The 22,185-nt window shown below is 48.0% G+C and carries 17 protein-coding genes, 1 tRNA gene and 1 pseudogene; 6 read left to right on the top strand and 13 right to left on the bottom strand.

Translation table 11 applies throughout. The features are described from left to right. Window positions 1-22 precede the first annotated feature (22 nt). Window positions 23-457, top strand: coding sequence for a helix-turn-helix domain-containing protein (locus tag ACJJI6_RS20840; protein WP_282931385.1), 435 nt, complete (start codon window positions 23-25; stop codon window positions 455-457). A gap of 20 nt (window positions 458-477) precedes the next feature. Here ACJJI6_RS20840 and cueO read toward each other — a convergent pair whose 3' ends face one another. Beyond that, complete coding sequence (gene cueO / locus ACJJI6_RS20835) at window positions 478-2,049, bottom strand: multicopper oxidase CueO (RefSeq protein ID WP_475711951.1); 1,572 nt, start codon at window positions 2,047-2,049, stop codon at window positions 478-480. Window positions 2,050-2,285: 236 nt separating this feature from the next. On the opposite strand from cueO, the gene ACJJI6_RS20830 reads away from it, so the two are divergent. The 3 genes from ACJJI6_RS20830 (at window position 2,286) to ACJJI6_RS20820 (ending at window position 5,267) form a co-directional block, all read left to right on the top strand. Next, entirely contained in the window at window positions 2,286-3,020 is a 735-nt protein-coding gene (locus tag ACJJI6_RS20830; protein WP_475711950.1) for a tetratricopeptide repeat protein, read from the top strand. A gap of 41 nt (window positions 3,021-3,061) precedes the next feature. Then, the gene (locus ACJJI6_RS20825) at window positions 3,062-3,565 is read left to right on the top strand and encodes an endonuclease V (RefSeq protein WP_475711949.1); all 504 of its coding nucleotides are present in this window, start codon (window positions 3,062-3,064) and stop codon (window positions 3,563-3,565) included. A 343-nt stretch (window positions 3,566-3,908) separates the two neighbouring features. Next, window positions 3,909-5,267 (top strand): hypothetical protein, encoded by a 1,359-nt coding sequence (locus tag ACJJI6_RS20820; RefSeq protein WP_475711948.1) that lies wholly within the window; start codon window positions 3,909-3,911, stop codon window positions 5,265-5,267. 777 nt (window positions 5,268-6,044) lie between these two features. Here the strand turns inward: ACJJI6_RS20820 and cas6e are convergent. The 6 genes from cas6e to ACJJI6_RS20790 form a co-directional block, all read right to left on the bottom strand. Then, window positions 6,045-6,815 (bottom strand): type I-E CRISPR-associated protein Cas6/Cse3/CasE, encoded by a 771-nt coding sequence (gene cas6e, locus ACJJI6_RS20815; RefSeq protein WP_413663212.1) that lies wholly within the window; start codon window positions 6,813-6,815, stop codon window positions 6,045-6,047. A gap of 10 nt (window positions 6,816-6,825) precedes the next feature. After that, on the bottom strand, window positions 6,826-7,584 hold the full coding sequence (gene cas5e / locus ACJJI6_RS20810) for a type I-E CRISPR-associated protein Cas5/CasD (protein WP_444925826.1): 759 nt from the start codon (window positions 7,582-7,584) through the stop codon (window positions 6,826-6,828). A gap of 8 nt (window positions 7,585-7,592) precedes the next feature. After that, a complete protein-coding gene (gene cas7e / locus ACJJI6_RS20805) occupies window positions 7,593-8,669 on the bottom strand; it encodes a type I-E CRISPR-associated protein Cas7/Cse4/CasC (protein WP_444958584.1) in 1,077 nt (358 codons plus the stop codon). A gap of 183 nt (window positions 8,670-8,852) precedes the next feature. Next, window positions 8,853-9,431: a type I-E CRISPR-associated protein Cse2/CasB gene (casB, locus tag ACJJI6_RS20800; protein WP_444934097.1), complete on the bottom strand. Its 579-nt coding sequence runs from the start codon at window positions 9,429-9,431 to the stop codon at window positions 8,853-8,855. Then, a complete protein-coding gene (gene casA, locus ACJJI6_RS20795) occupies window positions 9,431-11,032 on the bottom strand; it encodes a type I-E CRISPR-associated protein Cse1/CasA (protein ID WP_475711947.1) in 1,602 nt (533 codons plus the stop codon). Before casA ends, casB begins: the two co-directional genes overlap by 1 nt. Window positions 11,033-11,772: 740 nt before the next feature. Further along, a complete protein-coding gene (locus tag ACJJI6_RS20790; protein WP_475711946.1) occupies window positions 11,773-12,318 on the bottom strand; it encodes a hypothetical protein in 546 nt (181 codons plus the stop codon). Between the two features lie 1,621 nt (window positions 12,319-13,939). Here ACJJI6_RS20790 and ACJJI6_RS20785 point away from each other — a divergent pair. Continuing rightward, window positions 13,940-16,291, top strand: coding sequence for a S8 family serine peptidase (locus ACJJI6_RS20785; RefSeq protein ID WP_475711945.1), 2,352 nt, complete (start codon window positions 13,940-13,942; stop codon window positions 16,289-16,291). A gap of 13 nt (window positions 16,292-16,304) precedes the next feature. Further along, window positions 16,305-16,844 (top strand): serine protease external chaperone, encoded by a 540-nt coding sequence (locus ACJJI6_RS20780; protein ID WP_475711944.1) that lies wholly within the window; start codon window positions 16,305-16,307, stop codon window positions 16,842-16,844. A 1,019-nt stretch (window positions 16,845-17,863) separates the two neighbouring features. Here the strand turns inward: ACJJI6_RS20780 and ACJJI6_RS20775 are convergent. The 6 genes and pseudogenes from ACJJI6_RS20775 to folP all read right to left on the bottom strand — a co-directional run. Further along, window positions 17,864-18,148 (bottom strand): annotated as a pseudogene (locus tag ACJJI6_RS20775) (integrase arm-type DNA-binding domain-containing protein); the annotation flags it as partial. A 257-nt stretch (window positions 18,149-18,405) separates the two neighbouring features. Continuing rightward, window positions 18,406-18,491 (bottom strand) — tRNA-Leu (locus ACJJI6_RS20770). 9 nt (window positions 18,492-18,500) lie between these two features. Then, window positions 18,501-18,935: a preprotein translocase subunit SecG gene (secG, locus tag ACJJI6_RS20765; RefSeq protein ID WP_413663227.1), complete on the bottom strand. Its 435-nt coding sequence runs from the start codon at window positions 18,933-18,935 to the stop codon at window positions 18,501-18,503. 70 nt (window positions 18,936-19,005) lie between these two features. After that, on the bottom strand, window positions 19,006-19,740 hold the full coding sequence (gene tpiA / locus ACJJI6_RS20760) for a triose-phosphate isomerase (protein ID WP_475711943.1): 735 nt from the start codon (window positions 19,738-19,740) through the stop codon (window positions 19,006-19,008). Between the two features lie 119 nt (window positions 19,741-19,859). Next, window positions 19,860-21,212 (bottom strand): phosphoglucosamine mutase, encoded by a 1,353-nt coding sequence (glmM, locus tag ACJJI6_RS20755; protein WP_282931361.1) that lies wholly within the window; start codon window positions 21,210-21,212, stop codon window positions 19,860-19,862. Window positions 21,213-21,306: 94 nt separating this feature from the next. Next, window positions 21,307-22,152 (bottom strand): dihydropteroate synthase, encoded by an 846-nt coding sequence (gene folP, locus ACJJI6_RS20750; protein WP_475711942.1) that lies wholly within the window; start codon window positions 22,150-22,152, stop codon window positions 21,307-21,309. Window positions 22,153-22,185: the final 33 nt, after the last annotated feature.

The raw sequence follows: 22,185 nt of genomic DNA, 5'->3' as shown, positions 1-22,185 counted from the left end.
GTGAGCTTGAGGTCAATAAGCGATGAATAACAGGGAAGAACTGGATATACGCGAAGTCTCCAAACTGTCGGGACTCCCCTCTTCCACACTTCGGTATTATGAGGAAAAAGGCCTGATAAAGTCATGTGGTCGTCGGGGGATTACCCGGATTTTTAAAGCCACAGTGATAGAACAGTTGTCCCTTATCTCCCTTGGCCGCTACGCCGGTTTTTCCCTGGATGAAATTGGCGAGATGTTTTCCTCTAATGGCAACCCCGCTATCGACAGGGAGCAGCTCCTCGCCAGGGCCGACGATCTGGAAAAGAATATCCGCCGACTCGAAGCTATGCGCGATGGGCTACGCCATGTGGCCAACTGTCCCGAAGTCAATCAGCTGGAGTGCCCCAACTTCCAAAACCTGATCAGGAAAGCTACCAAGTTACAGCATAAGGAAGACAGGAAACAGAAGCGACGCTGACAGAATAGCAGCGAATAAAGTCAGGAGACACTAAACTCTGTCATCATTCCCGAGTCCTCGTGTTCCAAAACATGGCAGTGCGCCATGTAGGGCATATCCGGCATCGCCGGCAGTGGGAAACGAACAAATATTTCCGCTTTGCCGCCATCGGATATGGGCATCGTATCTTTCCAGCCACGCATATAGAGTGGCGGTTCTGCATTATTGTATTTCGTGACTCGAAACTGGCAGCCATGGATATGTACCGGGTGTAGCATTCGGTCCTGTCCTTCAGAGATCTCCCAGCGCAAGTCCTTATTCATCGCGACCTTAAACCCGGGCTCGGTAAATGCAAAGGAAACCCCATTAATCGCATTCGCAGTTAGCTGCTCTTTTAACGGCAATGCCGGCCCCTCAGTAATTAGCTTCAATACCTTGGCCACCACATCGGGGTTGGTCGTACCGGCGGCAACCATCTGCGGTAGCCCCGTTGCACCAATCACTGCTTGCGCCTGTTTCTGTCGGTTCATTTGCATCACCAACTTCTGACTGATTGGTGGCAGGTTTTGGGGGATCTGCGGCAGGGATACCAGGCGCTCCGGCAATTTTCCTTTCCCCTCGGATGTTCCAGGCACCACACTGAGAAAACTGTGGGCCTGATCAAATGGCGGCAGGCGCATTATTGGCTGGGGCACTGGCAGTGTTTGGAAGTCGAAAGGCTTGCCATCGCGGGTATCGATCATTACTTCGTAGCGCTCTCCCGCAGCAATAGGTAGTACATCCACTTTCACTGGTTCCGAGAGAAAACCGCCATCGCTGGCGATCACGTAGAGTGGTCGCTTGTCACTGGTGGCAAGCCGATAGTTGCGTCCGTTGGAGCCATCCAAAATACGAAAGCGCACCCAGCCTTTAGGTGGCCTGACCACCGGATTAATAACGCCATTAACCAGAAGTCGATCCCCACAATAGCCCGCCGCAACCGTCACTTCGTTAAAGCGATGGAAGAACTGACCATTATCGGTGAAGCGGCGATCCTGAATCACTAACGGAATGTCATCCACACCCCACCGCGAAGGTATCGGCAGTGCATCGCCTTCTTCATCGTCGATAATAATCAATCCCGCCAAGCCTTTGAGTACCAACTCGGCGGTTGTCGGGTAGAGGTGGGGATGAAACCACAGGGAGGCGGCGGGCTGGATTATGTTCCAATCTACGGTCCAGGTTTCTCCAGGTTTCAATGGCATATAGGGGCCACCATCGGCATTGCCGGGTACGATTAGTCCATGCCAATGCGCAGTTACATTTTGCGGCAGATGATTGACCACGCTGACGGTTACTTTCTCGCCCTTGCGCACCCGTATCGCCGGACCTAAAAACGGACCATTGAACCCATAAGTACGTGTAGTCACCCCTGGTAGGAAAGACTGCTTGCCCGGGCGCGCTGCCAATTTAATCCGGCCTTGCCCATCTGCACGCAACTCCGGGGGAATTGGTAGAGCCTGACGGCGACCCTTCTGTGCCTGGGCAGCTTTGGAAGTCGACACCCCTGTTAGCAAGGCCGCCCCCAATGCGCCAGTGGTAAAACAAAATTCCCGTCGCGACAATTGAGCCATTGGCTCACCTCCCTATGCGCCATAGCTCCAAGTGTCTAAGGCACTGGTCATTTTTATCCCCAGAAATCTTAGACGGCTTATTCCAATGGCCCAGTAGTATATTGCGACAACTGTGCACTCAATACAGAGTGGTACCCCGGTGCACAACTCCGTGATCCACAGCTCTTGTGTTCTAAGCGGACTCGGTTAACCTTGCCCACGAAAAGTTAGTAGCGAAAATAAGAAGAGTAATCCCTATGCCGTTTCTTATTCTATCCATCCTTATTCAGGCAGCTTTTGTAATTCACGTGCTCAAAACCGGGCGCAACACCACTTGGATTTGGGTTCTGGTGATGCTGCCCATGGCCGGAGTTATTGCTTACCTGGTCCTGGAAATCCTGCCGGAATTAAACCAGTCACGTAGTGCTAAAAATGCGCGCAGGACGGTGCGGGAAACACTAAATCCCAACCGGGATATCCATCAGGCTGCACAAGAGTTGTCCCGTTCCAATAATGTGGAAAACTCTACGCGCATGGCTGATGAATGCGTGAAGCGCGGCCTTTATCACGAGGCAAAAACTCTCTATGAAAAGTGCCTCCAGGGAGTTCATCAGGATGATCCCGAGCTGATGTTTGGGTTGGCACGCTGCCAGTTTGCTCTCAATCTATTTGAACCGACCAAAGAGACACTGGATCAATTAATCGAAAAGAACCCCGATTATAAAAATCAGGATGCCCACTTACTTTACGCTCGTACACTAGCGGCATTGAAACAAGTAACAGAGGCTTACCACGAGTATGAAACGCTGTACCAATACTACAGCGGACCAGAAGCGACTTTTTACTTTGCCTTATTCTTGAAAGATCAATCCCAGGTGGAAAAGGCCAATGTCTTGTTCAATGAAATCCTTGATAAATCCAAAACACTGGGCAAGCACTACAAAGCGACTCATAAACAGCTGTTAAAGCAGGCAAAACTGGAAGTATCCTGAACCAATCACAACATTCGGCTCAATGGTAAAAGGCTCCCAATATGATTTTGGCGGTTGATGTAGATTACCGGGACCCCGCAGCAATGGTAGCCGGGGTCGGCTTTGAGAATTGGTCAGCTCCTGAGCCCGAGCAACTCTATCTCAGTAAAATAGAGAGTACCTTGGCCTATGAGCCCGGTGCTTTCTACAAGCGAGAACTCCCCTGTATCCTCACCCTAATCGAAGAGCACGGGATAGAGGCGGAACTGATTGTTATCGATGGTTATGTATTTCTCGGAGGGGAACAAAAACCGGGTCTGGGTGCCCACCTCTACTCTGCTCTCCAGCAGGAAGTTCCCATCATCGGTGTCGCCAAGAAACCGTTTAAGGACACCCCTGTTGAGGCGGAGCTGCTGCGGGGAAAAAGTGTAAAACCGCTGTATATCAGCAGCCTCGGTCTCCCTTTGCCAGAAGCCAAAAACTTGGTGAAAAAGATGCATGGGGACCACCGTATCCCCACTTTATTGAAACGCGTGGACCGCGAGTGTCGAAAGTCCCCACGATAATTCCCGAGAGAATGAAAGGCAGTTATCGCCGCCATTTCCCAGTCACATCCCTGGGACTTTCTTCCTACATTTTCAATACTTATTTCTCATATCCTACCCCTTCGATGCCAGCAATAATTTTTCTATTCGGCGGGAAATAGCTACTGAAAGTAAGAGCTACCTGGCATCCGTTTATCCCATAGGGATAGTTTGGCGCTTAGATAGACGGCTAGAAATAGCTAAGATCCCATACTGATGTATTCGGCTCGTAGTTTTTGATATCCACTTGTGAAGTGCGAGTGGACGATATTCATTAGCAGCCCCGAATGGGCTCCTTGGAAGTTTTGTAGTAAAGGAGTTACTCATGAAGTTATGCGCCAGTATTGCGACACTCGCACTGGTTGCCTTTAGCGGCAATGCGCTGGGCACCAACTCTACTGACTTGGAACAAATCGGCTCAGGTAACTCAGCAAATTCCGATCAAACTGAAGCGGGTTTCGGCAATACTATTATCAAACGCCAAATAGGTGACACTAATACCGTCACCGCCACTCAAAGTGGCGGTGTTATTAACAGTAGTATTCAGAGTTCCCAGATCGGTAGCCAAAACGAGACCACGATATCTCAATCCGGTGGTGCTTCTCTAAGCGCAACCAATACACAAATCGGATCGCAAAATACTTCCGAGATCACCCAAGAACTCTCTCTCGACAGCCAGGTATCTATTCTGCAACTCGGTACCTCCAACGCTTCCACTATCGAACAGCGCTTTGGCAGTGGTAACACCATTACCAATATCCAGGATGGAGACAGTCACTTTTTTATTGGTCGCCAGGAAGCCAGTGCTAACGGCAGCATTTTTGTATTCCAGGACGGCGAAAGGCAAAGTGCTGTGGTAGAGGAAACCGCAGGCAATATAGGCAGTTCCGTTTTAATCTTTCAGTTTGATCGGGACAACTTCGCCACCGCCAGCCTGGTTGCCACAATCGATGGCACCTTGGACATACTGCAGGATGGCAGCGATATCTATGGCGGGCTCGCACAATTTGCCAGTGTCAGCAGCAGTATGACCTTACGGCAAACAAACAATCGCCACTTCGCCTTTGCAACCCAAGTAGACAGTCTGTCCAATGACCTTCTGATTATCCAAAGGCTCGGCGATGCCAATATCACCTCGATTACCCAAACCGGTGCCTTTAATACCCTTGAGTTGCGCCAAAATGGTGGGGGCAACAACGCGGCTTTAGAACAATCCGCACTGAGTAGCAGTATCGATATACGCCAGACCGGTACCACCAACCAGATTACGGGTTCCCAGCTGGGTGCCGAATTCAACTCCATGAACAGCGAACAGTTCCTGATTGATAATGTGGTTGTTATTAATCAAGGCGGCTTACTGATCAGCGCGACCAATGAACAAACCGGGTTGCAGAATGTTGCCAATATCGAGCAGGCTGGAACAGAAGTAGATATATTCACCCGTCAATTGGGTTTTGATAACCGGGCAACGTTTGAACAGGCTGGTGAGTCTCTTTCAATAAGCTCCCGCCAGTTTGGCGATAGTAATAACATCACCATCACCCAGAGCGGTGACTCCAACTCAGCCTTTAGCCTGCAAATTGGTAACAATCACACCAAGGAAATTACTCAGACAGGTTCTAATGGCCGCGCTTTTAACTTCCAGATCGGCGGCGAGAGTAATACTGGCGTAATCTTCCAATAATTCCAGCCAAAATTCAGAAGCCCCCACACTGCGGGGCTTTCGAATGCGATCGCTACAGGAAAAAGAAGAAGGGTAAAGTCGTTGTGCAGCCCCGCGAGAGCGGGGAACAACTAGGATGCACTCCGACAACTTCTCCATCGTCGGTTTATCCCCGAGTATTCAGGGAACACCTTGCGCAGAGCACAAAGGCTATGCCTTATCCGGTTTACCCCTGTACAAACAGGGAACAGTCGCGCAAAAGGAGCGCGATCATAGCACACCCTCATTACATCCCCGAGCCTTCGGGGAAACATTTTCAGAACTAATGTCCGTGCGCTATCGGCTACGGTCCAGCCCCGCCCAGCGGGGGAACAAACTTAGGTGTCGGCACAACCCAACCCCACACTCGGTTTACCCCCGCAGCTGCGGGGAATAGCCCGAATAATTACCGTGCAGCTTTGACGATTTTCCACGGTTTAACCCCGCCTGGGCGGGGAACAGCCTCAGTTAAGATCGCCTTATTGCGCAATTACCGGTGCAACTCCGCTTATGCGGAGAACCTATTCGGAAAGGAGTGTATAACAGGATACCCTCCGGTTTAGCCCCGTATATACGGGGAACAGTATGAAGCTGGTTTGACCATCATCTCACCGGTCGATTTATCTCCGCTGATGCGGGGAACTCTCTAAATCTGCCTATTTGCTATCCTCTAAAGTCTCAGTATCGTTGCCGATACTTTTGAATCCCAGCCCTCGCTCTCAAACACTTCCAGTTGTATAACAACTCTATTTATCCCAATCAGATTCGGCGGATTAACATCAATCCACAGCCAAATGCTTTGGCCGGCCCCATACCCGCAAAAATATTTTTTATAAATAATTCGGGTTCAGTAACCAAAAGCTCTCCCCGGTAATCCACAGAACTGAATCCAGCACCGCGCTGCTTTTTATGTAACAAATTCCAACGATACCCATTGCAGTGAAGCTTTGGTGGGTAAATATCAAATCCGAGGCGCGTCCCCCGGTGAATTAACCAGCTGCGGGCGGCAGTTTGGCTGACATCCTGTAACCGGGTTTCAATCTGCCCCTGGTCAAACTGCTCCGGCTTTTCCTGCACCAAGCTCTGCTTCAGCTGCCCTTTGCCACCTTCAACAGGTAAACCATGCAATTCGCACTGCTCCCTCAACCAATGGTATTGGGCATCCATCAGCACATCGTGCCGCTTGCCGCGCTTTTGCCCTTCAGTTTTACGAGCAACTGTAGGGTTCGCCCGCAGGCGGAAGGCCAGCCGATCGCCGGGGTTTAAGCGGGGCTCGAAGATTTTAGTCTCTACCAAAAATATCGGATTGTCCTGCGCAGGCCGGACTTTAGACAGCAGGTAATACACAGGTAGATTGCGTTTGCTAAGCAGCTGTTCCCGCGAAGATTCCTCACGAAATAAAAAACGCTCATCACCATCAAAAAGATCCCACAAGATTTGATGAATACCATAGCTGTTTTCGCTGAGCAACCGTGCCAGCTGCTTCTGCACCGCCAGCGAGGGAGATAGTTGAACTCTGGATAGATACATAGCCGCTCCCTTATGACTGCCAGAGATTTTCAATACGCGGCTGGAACTGCCAGCGCTTGCGAGATAGGGGCTGATCGAGACGGCTAAGCCGCTGTACAGATCCTGCTGAAAACACTCCATCTTCCGCAGAGAAATCATCCAAGCTACCCTCCCAGTAGTAACGACAACTCTCTTCTGTAGGCAACCAGCGCTCCTGCCGGGCCCATTCCGGTTGGTAATCCAGCAACTCCGGGGATTCATAATGATCCAGGGCACTGCGGAAATTGTCCGCACCGATCACCCGTGCGGCAGTGGGGGCTGAAAGGGGAAATGCTTTTCGCCCCAGATAGAGGTGATATTTTGGCCGGGCCAGGGCTTCACACAGCTCCGCCAGAGACCAGTTAGCCTCTTCACAGGATCTCAGGGCCACTATCGCCTGCGCATCCACCAGATACTCCCTGCGGGATAACAGGGTTCCCAGACGCGCTTTCCCTACAACCAGCTCATCCCGGCGCGTATGGTAGCGGCGCTTGCCAGTGGAATCTGGGACCTGCACCGTGTGGAAATCCTTTAGCAAAGTACCGACATTCAGCACCTTTACCGCCTGGCGATATTGCCGGGCCAGGCTCTGGTGTAAGTCCTCTCGCTCCCGAGGTATCCCCAGTGCCGCACCAAATAGTCCCGCGATAGCGGATTTACTCGGGTAGTGTGCGCTGTGGCGGGATTCCCCCACAGCCACTTCCCCCCAGGAAGCCATGGCACCGTAAAGACGAAATACTAGGTATTCCATAGCGCCACCTATTCGCTGACAAAGGCCAAAAGTTCCTCGATATTACCTTCGCCAGTTACGGCATTGAGAACATAGCGGCTATCGGCACAATCCCCGTACACCTTATCGAAACTCTGCAATTGCTTTTGAAGTGCATCAATAGCGTCATGGGCGTAATCCTCGCTATAGCGATCAACCGGCTTCAGGTAGGCCGCAGAGAGAGAACGCGGTTGCTGGTCACCGGCTTCAGCCACGACATAAGAGGCATAGGCACGGCTGGCATAGCTGTTTTGTTTACCGCTGGGAGAAACTTTAAGGATTGTCTCAGTCAGCGCAGCTACGGCTCGATCGGCCAGGGGTTTATCCCCGCCCAGGTTTTCAATGAGCAGCTCTTTGTTAATGCAGATATAAGAATAAAATAATCCCGCAGCAAAACCCGCCTCCCCCAAGTGAGCAGCACCGGCATCCTCGCTGCGATCATTCAAATCGTCTACCGCAGTAAAATAATCATCTTCAATCACTACAGAGTGAGCCGAGAGTGCATGGGCCACCTGGCACGCCGCTTCAACGTTATAGGTGGGCTTGGAAGCGAGCATACGGCCAAACAAGGCGATATCCACCGCCATGTTTTCCTTGCGCAATAAATCCAACTCTGTCTTCTCCGGCTCCCGCCCCTCTTCTGCCAAGGTTTTCAGTAGTGCATTGATCCCGTTTTGCTCAGCACTACTGAGGTGAACTAACTGCTCGATTTCCAAATCGGCCAGAGGATTATCTTTTTCCGGCTTTTTTAACTTACCGAATTGCTCGGCAATTTTCTGCGCCCACAATTTGGCCTTTTTCTCAGAGACGCCCAGTTCCAATAAAGTCTCATAGGCCAGTACCCCCTGACGCTTGGTTCTGGTGCCAATGAGGCTATCCCCCTGCTCCGTTGCCAATACCTGTTGGAACAACTCCGACGTTCGCCAGTGACGCTTAAGGCTCTGGGAAGAGATTCGCAGGCGATCACAACCTCCCATCTTCGCTGTTTTTGGCCGCCCCAAGTCATCCCGGTTCAGGTTCGCAGGGGGATAGGCGGTCAATACATGCAATTGAATAAAGCGGCTCATAAATCTCTCCTTGTTGCGACCGTCAGGCCATCACATTACTTCGATTCATTTCTCAGGTATCTGATCAACAGTCACTGTCAATCGGTCTGGCTTTGCTCTGTGCTTAGTGTTGTTATGGGAATAGCATTTAAAAATTCTTTAGGCCCCTAAGACCCCTTTAATTTGGAAACTTTTGAATTTTTCTCAATCTGGTAATACGGCGTAGTAATCAGTTGCCCAACGCACAGCCAGGCGTTCCTGTGGATGCCGTGCTGGAATCGTGCGCATCTCTCTTTGCCAGTGCAGCAAATCATTAGCAAGAGAAGCTATATTGGCTCTGCCATCCAGCAGGGCCAGGGCCCGTACTATGCGGCGATAAAACTCAGCCGTATCACGACTTTTTTGTAACTGAAAAAAACGCAGCTCACTTAAAGGGGGGCGCCCACCTCTCTCCCGGGGCATAGCCAGGGACCGGGCAAAACTGATATCCATAGCCTCGCTGCTGTCAACATCAATTGTTTTGCTGGTGTTATCATTTTTTACGTGTGCAATTACGGTGGCTACCAGAGCCGCATCTTCGATACGAATTTGCTCATCTTTCTGCCAGCGCTCGGGCATATCCTTTAAAAAACGGATAAAGGCGGGAGTAGGCATTACATCCATGGGCTCTACCGCACGGCGCAAACGCGCTCGGTCGGCTCGGCCAGCTTTGTCATTGAGCCAGCGGTGCCATTCGCGCAGTCGGCTCACATCTGTATCGCTAAGATATTGATATCCGGCCATCACAATTCCTCCTGTTGTTGCTCAACTTTGGCTGTATTATCCAGAGTCTTTAAACTTGCCAAGCTGGCGAGCTTATTCCTTAAAAAACGTCGCGCCCGAGTCACTCGCTGCAATTTCAAGTCTTCCGCCGAGCCCTCCATTGACCAACGGTCAAACTGCGCAAAGGCCGTTTTTTTCAATGTGTGTGCCCAGGCAATAGCCACTGGTGCAGGTGTAAATTGGGATTTCTTGGATTCGAGGGATAATTGCTTGAGCGAGTGATAAAACTGGCTTTCCGTCGCCTGCCAAAACGCCTGATCGACAAATGAAAAATCCCCTTTAGCCTCATTAGGGTTATTAAACCATGCAGCCTTGATCCTAAAGCGCAGCTCTTTCAAAGTACCTTTTGCAGCCGTTAAAAGCTGCCCTGCCAGCTGAATAAATAGCGACCGGTACTCGGGGGAAATAGGCAGTACTGGCATTTCCTGTTCATACCAGCAACGCGCTTTCATATTGTCCATGTCATAGCCAAATCCCCACAGACGCACATCGACATTCGAATCCAGTTCTTCGAGAATTTCCGCATATTCCTCATGGAACAAGCGCACCGCCCGGCTCGCTTCATCGCCATTTGAATGGTCATTCCACATAAGCCCCAACCAATGCCGATAACCGAGGCCACTCTGTTGACCTTTCAAACTCAAGGGTGGGGCTTTTTTCTTGGGATCACGTCGATAGGGCGTCAGGGGATGAATCCAGGGACCCTCGTAATTAATGCCATAATTCTTAGTGGTATATTCCCGGATTAATTGATTCGTCTGATCTCCACAAAGGTCGCAGTAATCCTTGCCTTCTCTCGGGATTTGGAAACGTATCCTGCGCGGCATACCCCAGTACATTTGCAGAGGATGGGTATCATTGGGAGACGTAGAGGAACCTTGTTTGTCAGAGAGGCGGGAGGGAGCGAGCCAGGGGAAGATACAGCTATCAGAGCTTTCAGACCTAGCCCCAAACTCCTTTTGTGGCAAGATATTGAGCCACAATTTCTGCCAAAGGTTGGCATCTTCTGCCTCTGGAATTATCAATGTGGTCAAAGGACCACCACCACGCAAACTGGTTCTATGCCCCACGCCTCCAGAGGGGGCGTTAATTTGCAAGGTAAACAAGGCACTAGCGGCACAGCTGAGACATACACCCTGCACTCTACCGCCCTTAATAAATAGGTCCTGATTATCTCTACAGGTTTTACTGCCCGGCGCCTCAATCAGTAGGGCGGCAATCGACTTTGATTCCCCCACATTCAATTCCAAGTCCTGCATAAATGCAGGCCCGGACTCTTGAAACAATTCAAAATTGGGAGCGTAGCTTTGCAGCCGTGATTTCAGTGTTTCCTCAGTAGGTGCCTTTTTCCAGTAGCCCCCCCAATCATCGACACTTTCAGGTGCAAAAGCTGTTTGCAACAGGCCAATTAAAAACTGGAACAGCGCCCCGCGAAAATCCGGTCGTACCGTACAGATATCTACGACAGGATTATCCACCTCGACAATTTGCCAAGGAGCAATTCTTTCCTGCATGCCGCATCGCCGGATAATTGGCAGCCAGGAATCTTCAACCAAATTCACCACGATCCTCCCTGATCCAGTCTCCGCCCTCTTACTCTGCTATAGCCATGCTTTTTTCAAGAGCTAGAGGGAACAGTTACGCTCAGAGCAGTGCGAGCGCCTCTGCCTCATTTTTTGAGTGCTCAATCTCTCAGCGTCACTGCCGGGACACTAATTCCATTACCTTATGCCACTCTGACTAGAGAAAAATGATCTGGCTCAAGTCTGGGCATCTTTCTCGCTTTCCACACCGGAAATCAGGGTAGCGCCCTCTACCTGATACAAAACAAAGCGCTCAGTTATCCCATAGACCACACACAACATAAGGGTATTAATCCCATTCGCCTCTCTATATGAGAGTATTCCTGTACAGACAATTCTCGCACTCTTTAACCTGCATCAGCTATTGACCTCGATTGTTGATCAACAGATACAAAAAAGCCCCTTGATGGGGCTCAAAACTAGCGACAGATTCTATTGTGAAGGAAGTTTAACGAATCGGTATCCAGCTCAATACTAAGCTCATCACTTTTAACCGGTCGGTAGCCATCAGCACTGAATCGCCACTACTAATTCGTTCAACCCTTACCGACCTAAGATAAAAGAAAAGACTTTATTAACTGCTTCTGACTCTGCTACAGAGCTGACATCATTTCTATTAGATGTGCGGTGATCCACTACTTTTGATTGTATGGATATACTAGATTGGAGTTCGACTGTGAAAGTGCCGGCAATTATTACCGACACTTTCATACTATGAACTAGAAAATTTCGTAGGTGAAAACTTTTAAATTTACATCTTCAATAGCCTCTAAATCACCCTGAATATCAACTGTCAAGGTATCGCACATATCCGCGGCAATTGAACCATTATCTATCGTTAAGACTACTTCATTGCGAAAATCTGAAATGGGCACATTCGTATAAATATTTTTATCGTCCCTATCAACCCCTATTGCAGTTTGAGTACCATCTTTGGCAACACAACTTGCCGTGATCGAAACGTCATACACATAGTCAAAAATTCTAGGATGATTTCTAGTGTAGCAACGCTCTCCCCTATGGGAATAACGACAAACGACATCTGGTCTCAACCGTCCCAAACCAGATACAATCGCAGCAATATCGAAACTGATTTCTTGCGCACCATCACCCAAGACATCAATCTCAGCAATTCGCCGAGTATCCGAAGTATAAGAGTACTCAGTAACATTGTGCTTAACGCCGCTAATAAAAGTCATTTCTGCAAAAGACTGACTCGCTAACAACAAGGCAAACACCGGCAACATAGACTTCAAAAACTTCATTTTTCATCCTTAAAAAAATAATCACGCAGGCAGTATAAATACCCAATTATTAAGTGGCAAGAAAATTCACCCTCACAATTTAAATTATCAACATAAATTTCACTCACCAAAAAATGAGCCACAAAACCAGAAAATTATCAGAAAATTTTTTCGAAAAAAACAACATATTCAGGTTGTATTCATATCCAATATGCCCGGCAATTACCCCACCTGAAATGCACCCCCAAATTTAGATAAACCACTCGTTTAAACATCCAATCTTTCTATCCTTACCACAGACTTGTAAAACACAATACCTCACCCAAATAATAGAAAGATGTTTTTTAACCAACCTAAAACTTGCTCTGGACTATCATGGCAACCTCAGAAACACTTTCAGCCTTCTTATTATAGCGATCGCTATTACCTCTATTGCTAGCTGCCCCCGCCTACTGCAGGCTGGCTAACCTCAACTTTATTCTCCGCAGAAAATTTTCTTTCGCGGCAGATATTAACTCTAACTACCCACCACTTTTAAAATAATCAACCGATAAGCTTTAGAGTTGCATTCAAGCAAAACACCCCAAGATAAAAATCAATGTTCAAGGAAAGATCTCTACTACATTTCAAGCAATAAATCCCACAGAAAACAAATGTTCAACACTTCTCAAACCGTGAAAATATTGAAACAATTAAAATTCCTCCAAAGGATAACAATAGAATTCTTGGACACACTCATTATTTTTATTATCAATCGAAGTATGAACGGATATATTAATGACATCCTCACATAGATGGACTGCGATATTCAGAGAGTCCATCTTACCTACCTAAATAATACGGGAAATCAGGAATCTGTGTACCCTCGAGCATAACAACAATCAAGCTCAGCCTAACAAAATAAATATAGCGTTAACTTTAAGAAAATATATCTTTTCAAGCAGGGTGCAGATACTACAAAGCCACCGTGCCCACGGAATATTTAGCACCCTGGACAATTACAATAATCAACACACTTGGCAACGAAAATCACAGCAGGCTGCCTTTGAGTTAACTGGCTTACAGGCTACTCAATAAAACCACTGGAAATTTAACCAATAAATTGCCTTTAAAATAGCCAGACCGCACCTCTCATAAGAATAGCAATTACTCAAAACTAGCAAATGATTCTGAGCCCCCACTAGAAAAATAAAATTATCGAAATTCGAAATAATTTTTAGCGTACAAATAAGTGTCGTCTACATTGACAACCAAACTCTATTAACACAGAAAAAATAATTGCCAATCATGCGCACCTCAGAAAGTAAAGTTACGTAAAACATATCCGATCATCAAGAAAGTGAGATAACCTGACATTTCTATTCATTTACCAAAACACGCAACCTCCCCTTCATGACTTTTATTGCTATGATTGCACACCTGTATTAACCAGATAGCATTCTTAACATTACAAATCTGCATTTCAATGCAGTATAGAATCGACTGTAAGCCATAATAATGGCTTTAATTCAACTCACATTGATTGTCGCATCAAGCCATAATTCTGAGAGCAAAATTAAGTAAACAAATTTATTTGGCCAGATCTCATCGTGCTGACATATAATCCCCCTGCTGAATAAGTATTAAAATATTAGGGATTTAAATGAATATAAAAATATTTCAGTTTTCTGCTATTTATGCGGCCATGTTATTCACGCTGTCAGGTTGCGGTAGCGATAGCGATAGTGGTTCTTCCGTGGCTAGACCCAATCTTGAGCCAGCCGATATCCCTCCAACCGCTAGCGATGTAACTATAGATGGAGCCAAACAATGGGTTCCAATATCTGGTGAGCTACTGGGAAGCGACCAAGATGGTGATGCTTTATCGTTTAGTTTTTTTGAAAATGATGTGGCTGTAAATCCGGTAGATGATATATATACATTTAGTCACGGTGAACTAACCTTAAATGAAAATCAGTTCGAGTACACCTCATTCTCAGGGGAAAACGCTTCCATATCTTATACAGTAACAGCGAATGGTTCGTCTGCATCCGCAGTCATCGAAATTACCAATGTTGCAAATGATCCTTTAGCCTATCAGCAATGGCACTTGCGCAATACTGGCCAAAGAGCTTTCGCACTGAGTGATACGGTGCCACAGGGGATGGTGGATATAGGTTTCTATACATCCGAGTATGCCAGCGAAAAATATGAAACTCATTTAGCAGAAGAGCTTGTTGCTGGCGAAGATATGAATGTTGCCGCTGCTTATGCTCAAGGCATAACTGGTACGGGTGTTACGGCAGTTGTTGTAGATTCAGGCCTAGAAATTCGCCATGAAGACTTAATAGACAATGTACTAGTAAATCGCTCCCTCAATTTATCCGAATTGGCAACTGATAGAACAGACCCAACAAGCCTTTCTAACAGTGGCGACCATGGAACAAGTGTCGCAGGGTTAATTGCAGCTAAAGGCTGGAACAATATTGGTAGCCGTGGCGTAGCCCCAGATACAGGGCTCATCGGTATGAATTATTTAGGTGGTGAAACAATAGAACAAACAGAGCTATTAATTCATGGCTTTCCTGGTAGTGGTATTTCTACTGATGAAGAAATTTCAGCATTCAACCGCAGTTACGGCATTACATGGCCCGGCTCTATAGGTTACTCATACTTGGATGAAGCTATTGAATCTTATCCTAACCTTGTACTTCGAAATGGTAAAGGCGCCTTAAATATAAAATCTAACGGTAATGGTTTTGAGGGCGGTAGCCGTGATGGTTACTTATGTGAAGTTAATGGTGCTGTTGCATTAGGCTTAACTTGTCATAACGCAGCGTTTGAATCCAGTCAGGCACATCCATATTACCTGGGTATTGCGGCAGTAAATGCTAATGGTAAACATACCAGCTACTCAACAGCCGGGGCAAGCACTATGGTCTCAGCCCCAGCGGGGGAGTATGGGCGATGGGCTCCTGCCATGGTCACTACGGACCAAATGACCTGCATTAATGGATACTCTGGCTTTAATGGTGGAACAATAAGCGTTTGGGGAGAGGTGTATGGCTTAGACTTTGTAACTAGCCAATTCCCATTCAACTATCCGGGCCACCCGGAGAACACTAGCTGTAACTATACCTCAACCTTTAATGGAACATCTTCTGCAGCACCTAATACATCAGGTGTTGTCTCTCTCATCTTATCTGCAAACCCCGAGTTAACTTGGCGTGATGTTCGGCATATTTTGGCTTCAACAAGCACTTTAATTGATGCTGATAATGAAGCGGTTAAGATAACAATTGGTGAAGACTCCTTTATTGCTCATGACGGCTGGGTTGAAAATGCGGCTGGCTATCAATTTAATAACTTATATGGATTTGGTCGGGTAGATGCCGGTGCTGCAGTAAACATGGCCCTAAATTACTCAGAGGATCTCGGAGAGCAAGTGATCACTGAGTGGCAAGGTCTGGGGTCGACAGCTGGTGAAGCTGCGCTAGAAAAGACAATCCCGGATAACAGCGCAAATGGTGTCAGTCTACAAATTGAAGTAGCTGAAGATATAATCATTGAAGCTATGCAGTTTGAATTCGATATCCGTAATGATGATATGGGCTATCTCTTAAATGAAACCTCATTAAGCTCCGCAGGGAATGACTTAGCACTTGAAGTAATCTCCCCCTCGGGCACCAGAAGTGTCTTATTGTCTTCCAAGCAGGCATTATTGAATCCATCCTGGAGTTCTGCAGATGGTTTTAGCATGGGCTACATCTTAAATGGTGCTGTACTCCTCTCTAATGCTTTTTATGGTGAAAATGCTAAAGGAACCTGGACTTTTAAAGCACTAGACACTGGTGTGACTAATTTAGAGTTCATAGACACGGAGAACCTCTCTACAATTGTTATTAATGAGGAGACTGAGGAGCTACCGACGGGGCTGATAAATAACCCTGTAGAAAGCGTTCTCGAGGGAGTTTCATTGAGAACATTCGGCCGTGCTGCTCAAGCCACCCAATAAGAGGGATAATATTATGAAGATTAATAAATTAACTGTCTTGACTACTGCAGTGTGTATATCAGTTATGGCACAGGCAAGTGATATTAAGCAAGGAATTATCGCTGAGAGTGAACAGATTAAAGCGGCACAAGCAGAGGAGAATGCTGAATTTGGTATCTTTAAGATTGAGCGCTCACTAACAAAGGTCCCTTTATCTCTTGCTGCACCAGAACAAATCATTGCAACCAAGGGTGAAAGCGCCATCGTAGATATTGACACCAATTCCGCAACAGACGTTACCGGAAAAGGTACAGTAGTACGAAACATAATAACCAATAAACTAACAACGCTAACCGGCAATGTAACTATCTTATTGAGTAAAAATGTTACTGCATCTAGAGTAGCGGAAGCCACAGGAATGGAAGTAGTGTCAGTATTCCCAGGCACTGACATCGCCATTTTAAAAGTTAAAGATGGCAACGATTTGCTGGAAGCTTTCAATGCCATGAAACAATCAGGCTTAACAATTGAAAGTCGAGTCGAAGTCACTGAAACAATGCATGAGGCACAATAAATACAACCTATTTCGGTTGTATTTTAAGCCTTAATTAGCAAGAGGCACTACTTATAAAGTAGCGCCTCTTTATTTTTGGCAACTTAAATTCTCAATATTATGTCCAATCTATGAAATACATTTTGAAGGTACACTTTAAGTCCGTCAATGCATGCAAAGTCGGCACCTTAAGTACTCTTATGGCAAAATAAAAACTCGGATTTTCGACATAAAACTTCAATATAGAAAACACACTTTTAAAGCATGCAGTCATTGAGTGAAACCACGGGATCTAGCCCCGCTTAAATCATAAGAAAATAAAAAAGCAAGCTATAGTTTTTGGGAGCTCATTTACTTTAGTATTACAATTATCGGATCCCACATCTCAACAAAGTAAAATTTCCCTTCACAGCGTTATCTCTTTTCTCTGATCTATAGAACGATTAGGGTGGGTATTCGCTACTAATTTCTTTCGCCTGCCTTTCAATGATATCAACCTCAGTCAAGGCTCAGGAAGCTGCAAGACGGAAACCATGAGAGTTTGCTTTACCCCTTTGGGGCCATCCCAGCTATTTTAAAAGCTACCCTACACACAGAGTTATCGGACATGGGCCGTGCCTTTCCAGCTCAGTAGGGAAAAGCAGAGAATGCTGGCCCAATTAAAGGCTTCAACTCTTCAAGTACAGTAAGAGCTTGTGAAGACAGCGACACAGTGTTATCCGTGCTCTTCGCAATTCGCCAGACCGACCAAAGGTGAGTATCAATAACTGGTGAGCGAGCTTGGTTAATATCTGCCGTCGCTATTGATAAAAATCTAACCCTTTCAGGAAGCAGGGCAACTCTTCTTACAAAAGGGAAGCCCGATGGCTACTTTTTCGCCCATGTAAAATGCCCGTTAACTCAATGCGTAAGCTTGCCAACCTGAACCGCAGAGTCGCAAATATCTTGCAAAACCCGTTATGTAACATCCATAGCATCCAGCTCCTCAAGATCGCGGACAATGGCTATTAAATCTTGGAGATGAAGATCGGAAATGGGCCTTAATTCATTCGAGGGGAAGTATTATATCGCAACCTAGTCCATACACCGTTGGCATGAGCTTTTGTCCAGGTTCCTTTCTGGTGACTCCACCACTCTTCAACAACAGCAGTAAAACCCCGGTCAATACTGACTCTAGCTTGTTGGCTCTCAACTCGCTTCTGTGCAGAAAGGTCACGGTCCTCTGCTAGCAGCTGTTTTTCTTCAGCCACTTTTTGCCTCGTCTGTTTGAGACTCACAGAGGGGTAAACGCCCAAGACCAGAGTCTTTTGCTTTCCCTGGAATCGATATTTAAGCCGTTAGTACTTGGAGCCAGCAAGCTTGATCAATTGACACAACCCTGTCCATCCGTAAGTCACTGATCCTTGTTACTTAGTTTGATTTTTGTATTTGTAAGGGCCATTGGTAGCGCTACCTGTATCTAAATTGAACCAGATAGCACCGGATGACAAACGAGAGTGGAAGACTACGTATCTTCCAGATAGTAAAAAGCCCGGACTTACCGGGCTTTTTGGATGATTCCGAACTTCTTCGGATCTTGATGTGGTGCCCAGGGCGGGACTTGAACCCGCACGAGCATAGCTCACTACCCCCTCAAGATAGCGTGTCTACCAATTCCACCACCTGGGCAAAAATCTTTTACTGCTGTTCCTCACTTTCCTGGTTAGCAGCTGGCTCTTCTGAACCGGTGCTGTCTGCAGGAATCTGCGGGATATCGCCAGTTTCCAAATCTGTTTCGAGCTGCGGGATATCGCTATCGATAGCCGGCAGTTCTTCGGCTGGGCCAATTTGCTGCACCGCTGCTGGAATTTGCGGAAGGTCCGCATCAACGTTGGTGCCTGCACCTTGCTTAGCCAGGATGGCCAGGCCGAAACTGGTGACGAAGAATACCGTCGCAAAAATTGCTGTCAAGCGGGAAAAGAAATTTCCGCTACCTTGACTGCCAAAAACTGTCTGGGACGCGCCCGCACCAAAGGATGCACCGGCTTCGGCACCTTTACCTTGCTGCAACAAAATCAGGCCAATAATGCCCAATGCGGTCAAAACGTGTACAACTAATACCAATTTTTCCATTTTCTGGAAACTCTCTACCGGGGTCTAAACAACCCGTTATTCAGTATTCGCCAACCCGCGTGCTGTCAATTCAGACAGCAGCGCGACAAATCTCAGCAAACTCGCCGGTATCCAGCGAGGCTCCACCCACCAGGGCACCATCAATATCTGCCTGGGCAAAAAGCTCCCTGGCATTTGCGGATTTTACACTACCGCCATATAAAATCTGTACTTCAGCGCCCAAATCTCCCAACTGCGAGCGAATAAATGCATGTACAGCTTGGGCTTCATCAGGAGTAGCAGTTTTTCCGGTGCCAATGGCCCATACCGGCTCATAGGCAATCACGGACTGCTTCCAGCCAGCCGAATCAATGATATCGGCAACCGCTTGAAGTTGTTTTGCAACCACTTCGAGAGTGCGCTCCTGCTCGCGTTCTTCAAGGGTTTCCCCGACGCAAAGTATTGGAGTCAATCCCGCCTCTTGGGCCGCAACAAATTTTTTCGCCACTAACTCACTGGTTTCTCCGTAGAGACTACGGCGCTCAGAATGCCCGACAATAACGTAACGGGTATTCCAATCCAGTAACATGCTAGCGGAAACCTCACCAGTAAACGCCCCTTTGGGCTCCTGGCTAAGGTCCTGAGCACCCAGACTAAAACCTCCGCTCTTTTCCGCCGCATCAGCCACCAGGCCGAGATATGGAAAAGATGGGCAAACAACAACACCGGACTTCACACCTTCGAGGTTGAGTTCGGTGAAAAAACGTTCGGCAAACTCGCGGCTGCCGTTCATTTTCCAGTTTGCTGCTACTAGCGGTGTTCGCATGTGTGCTCCTTCAAGGGGCGCAAATCTTAGCGACATTGACGCCAACATACAACCAAAATTATACGAGTTTCTTCTACGCCCCAAGAGGACCGATTTACTACGGGTTAAATCGCAGCAGATCAGTTATTTCCAATTCGCTCCACCACGGAGGAAATATCTTTGGCCAGCTGTTCCACCAGGGCGCTGTCGCGACCTTCAACCATTACCCGAATCAGAGGCTCTGTGCCCGATGGCCGCAGCAGCACACGTCCGCTGTCTGCGAGCTGACGTTCTGCATCGACAACAATGGCCTTAACGTCTGTGTGATCGAGAACACCATCGCGATGAGCCAGTTGCACATTAATCATGTGCTGGGGGAACATTGTCATACGGGATTTAAGCTGATGCAAGGGCTCATCAAATTCACACAGGCCACGCAGTACCTGCAGTGCGGCAATGATACCGTCGCCGGTGGTAGAAGCATCGGCACAGATAATGTGGCCTGATGACTCGCCTCCCAGTTTCCACTGATTAGCTGACATTTTCTCAAGCACATGGCGGTCGCCCACTTTGGCTCTCTCAAACGGGATTTTGTTTTCGCGCAATGCAAGCTCAAAACCGTAATTGCTCATCAAGGTGCCGACAACACCACTGCAACCGCCCAGGAATTTATGCTGGTGCATGGCAATGATATACAACAGCTGATCGCCATCGACCAATTCCCCATTGGCATCGACGAACAACACCCTGTCCCCGTCACCATCAAAGGCTATGCCCAGGTCCGCACCGCGCTTAACCACGGCCCGTTGCAACTGCTGTGGTTTAGTGGAGCCGCAATCTAGATTGATATTGAGTCCATCAGGGCCTGCTCCAATTACGCTGACTTCTGCTCCCTGCTCACGAAACACCATTGGCGCTACGTGATAAGTGGCACCATTGGCGCAGTCGAGAACAATTTTCAAACCCTCAAGGGAGAAACCCCAGGGCGTAGAAGCCTTGCAAAACTCAATGTAACGCGCGGCTGCATCATCAACTCGATAGGCGCGACCGAGATCATCGGAAGTTTCCATCGGCAGCTCGAGAGCGGCTTCAATCTCCAATTCAACCTCATCCGGTAACTTGGAGCCTTCAGCGCTGAAAAACTTAATGCCATTGTCGTGGTAAGGATTATGGGAGGCGCTGATAACAATGCCTGCACCGGCATGGAAAGTCCGGGTCAGGTAGGCGATCGCCGGAGTCGGCATTGGCCCCAACAGGGCGACATCCACGCCAGCATTAATCAGGCCCGCCTGCAGCGCTGCCTCAAACATGTAGCCGGAGACCCGAGTGTCCTTACCGATAAGGATACGGGGGCGCCGGTGGTGTTTAGCTTTGGAAATTCTTCCCAGTACCTTGCCCGCTGCATATCCCAGGCGCAGCATAAAATCGGGAGTAATTGCTCCCTCGCCAACGCGACCACGAATACCATCAGTGCCAAAATACTTTCTTTCCATAACGCTTCTCAATTGTGTACTTCGCCGCTTTTCTGTTCTGTCGGAAAACCACAACAGGACCCTGCGGCTTAAGGTCTCTGTAAGACATCACTCATCAAACTTCGCTGCAAACCAATTGCTGCATGCGCAACACATCCACGGTTTCCGCAACATCGTGGACACGTAAAATTCTTGCACCCTTTTGCGCAGCTAACATGGCCAGGGCCAGGCTACCGGGGAGGCGGCCATCTACATCTCGATCGAGTAAGCGACCAATCATCGATTTCCGCGACAAGCCCGCCAGTATGGGCATATCCGCTGGCGCCAGCTGCGACAAATTACGCAACAACGCCAAATTGTGCTCATCGGTTTTGCCAAAGCCAAAACCCGGGTCGAGAATAAGCCGGTCCCGTGTCACCCCCAGATCGATACAGAGATCGACCCGTTTCTGCAAATACCTGGCGACATCCTCTACAACATCAGTGTAAGACGGATCATCCTGCATAGTGCCGGGCTGACCCTGCATATGCATCAGACAGATCGCCAAGCCACTCTCGACGGCTGCTTCCAGTGCACCCGGGCGCTCCAGGGCACGAACATCATTGATCAGTCCCGCCCCTACCGCAGCTGACTCACGCATCACTGCCGGAGTACTGGTATCGACAGAGATAATCGCGTCAAAGTTCGCTTTGATTGCCTCCACCACCGGCACTACCCGATCCAGCTCCTGCTGCTCGGTGACCGGCGATGCGCCAGGGCGTGTCGATTCTCCGCCAATATCCAGGATTTTCGCTCCCTCAGAGAGCATCTGTTCTGCTCTCTGCAGAGCCAGGGTCAAGTCCAGGCTGCCGGAGGCATAGTAATTGCCACCGTCGGAAAAGGAGTCCGGCGTTGTATTCAGAACCCCCATAACCACCGGTTGGGAGAGGTCTAGGGTGTGGTTACCACAAATAATTTTCATTGGCTGAAATAAAAAATGCCGGATCGGAACAGG

The sequence above is a fragment of the Microbulbifer maximicatervae (SeqCode) genome (genome assembly GCF_056232625.1).
The sequence above is the reverse complement of the archived record's forward strand: the minus strand, read 5'-3'. Positions and strand labels throughout refer to the sequence as shown.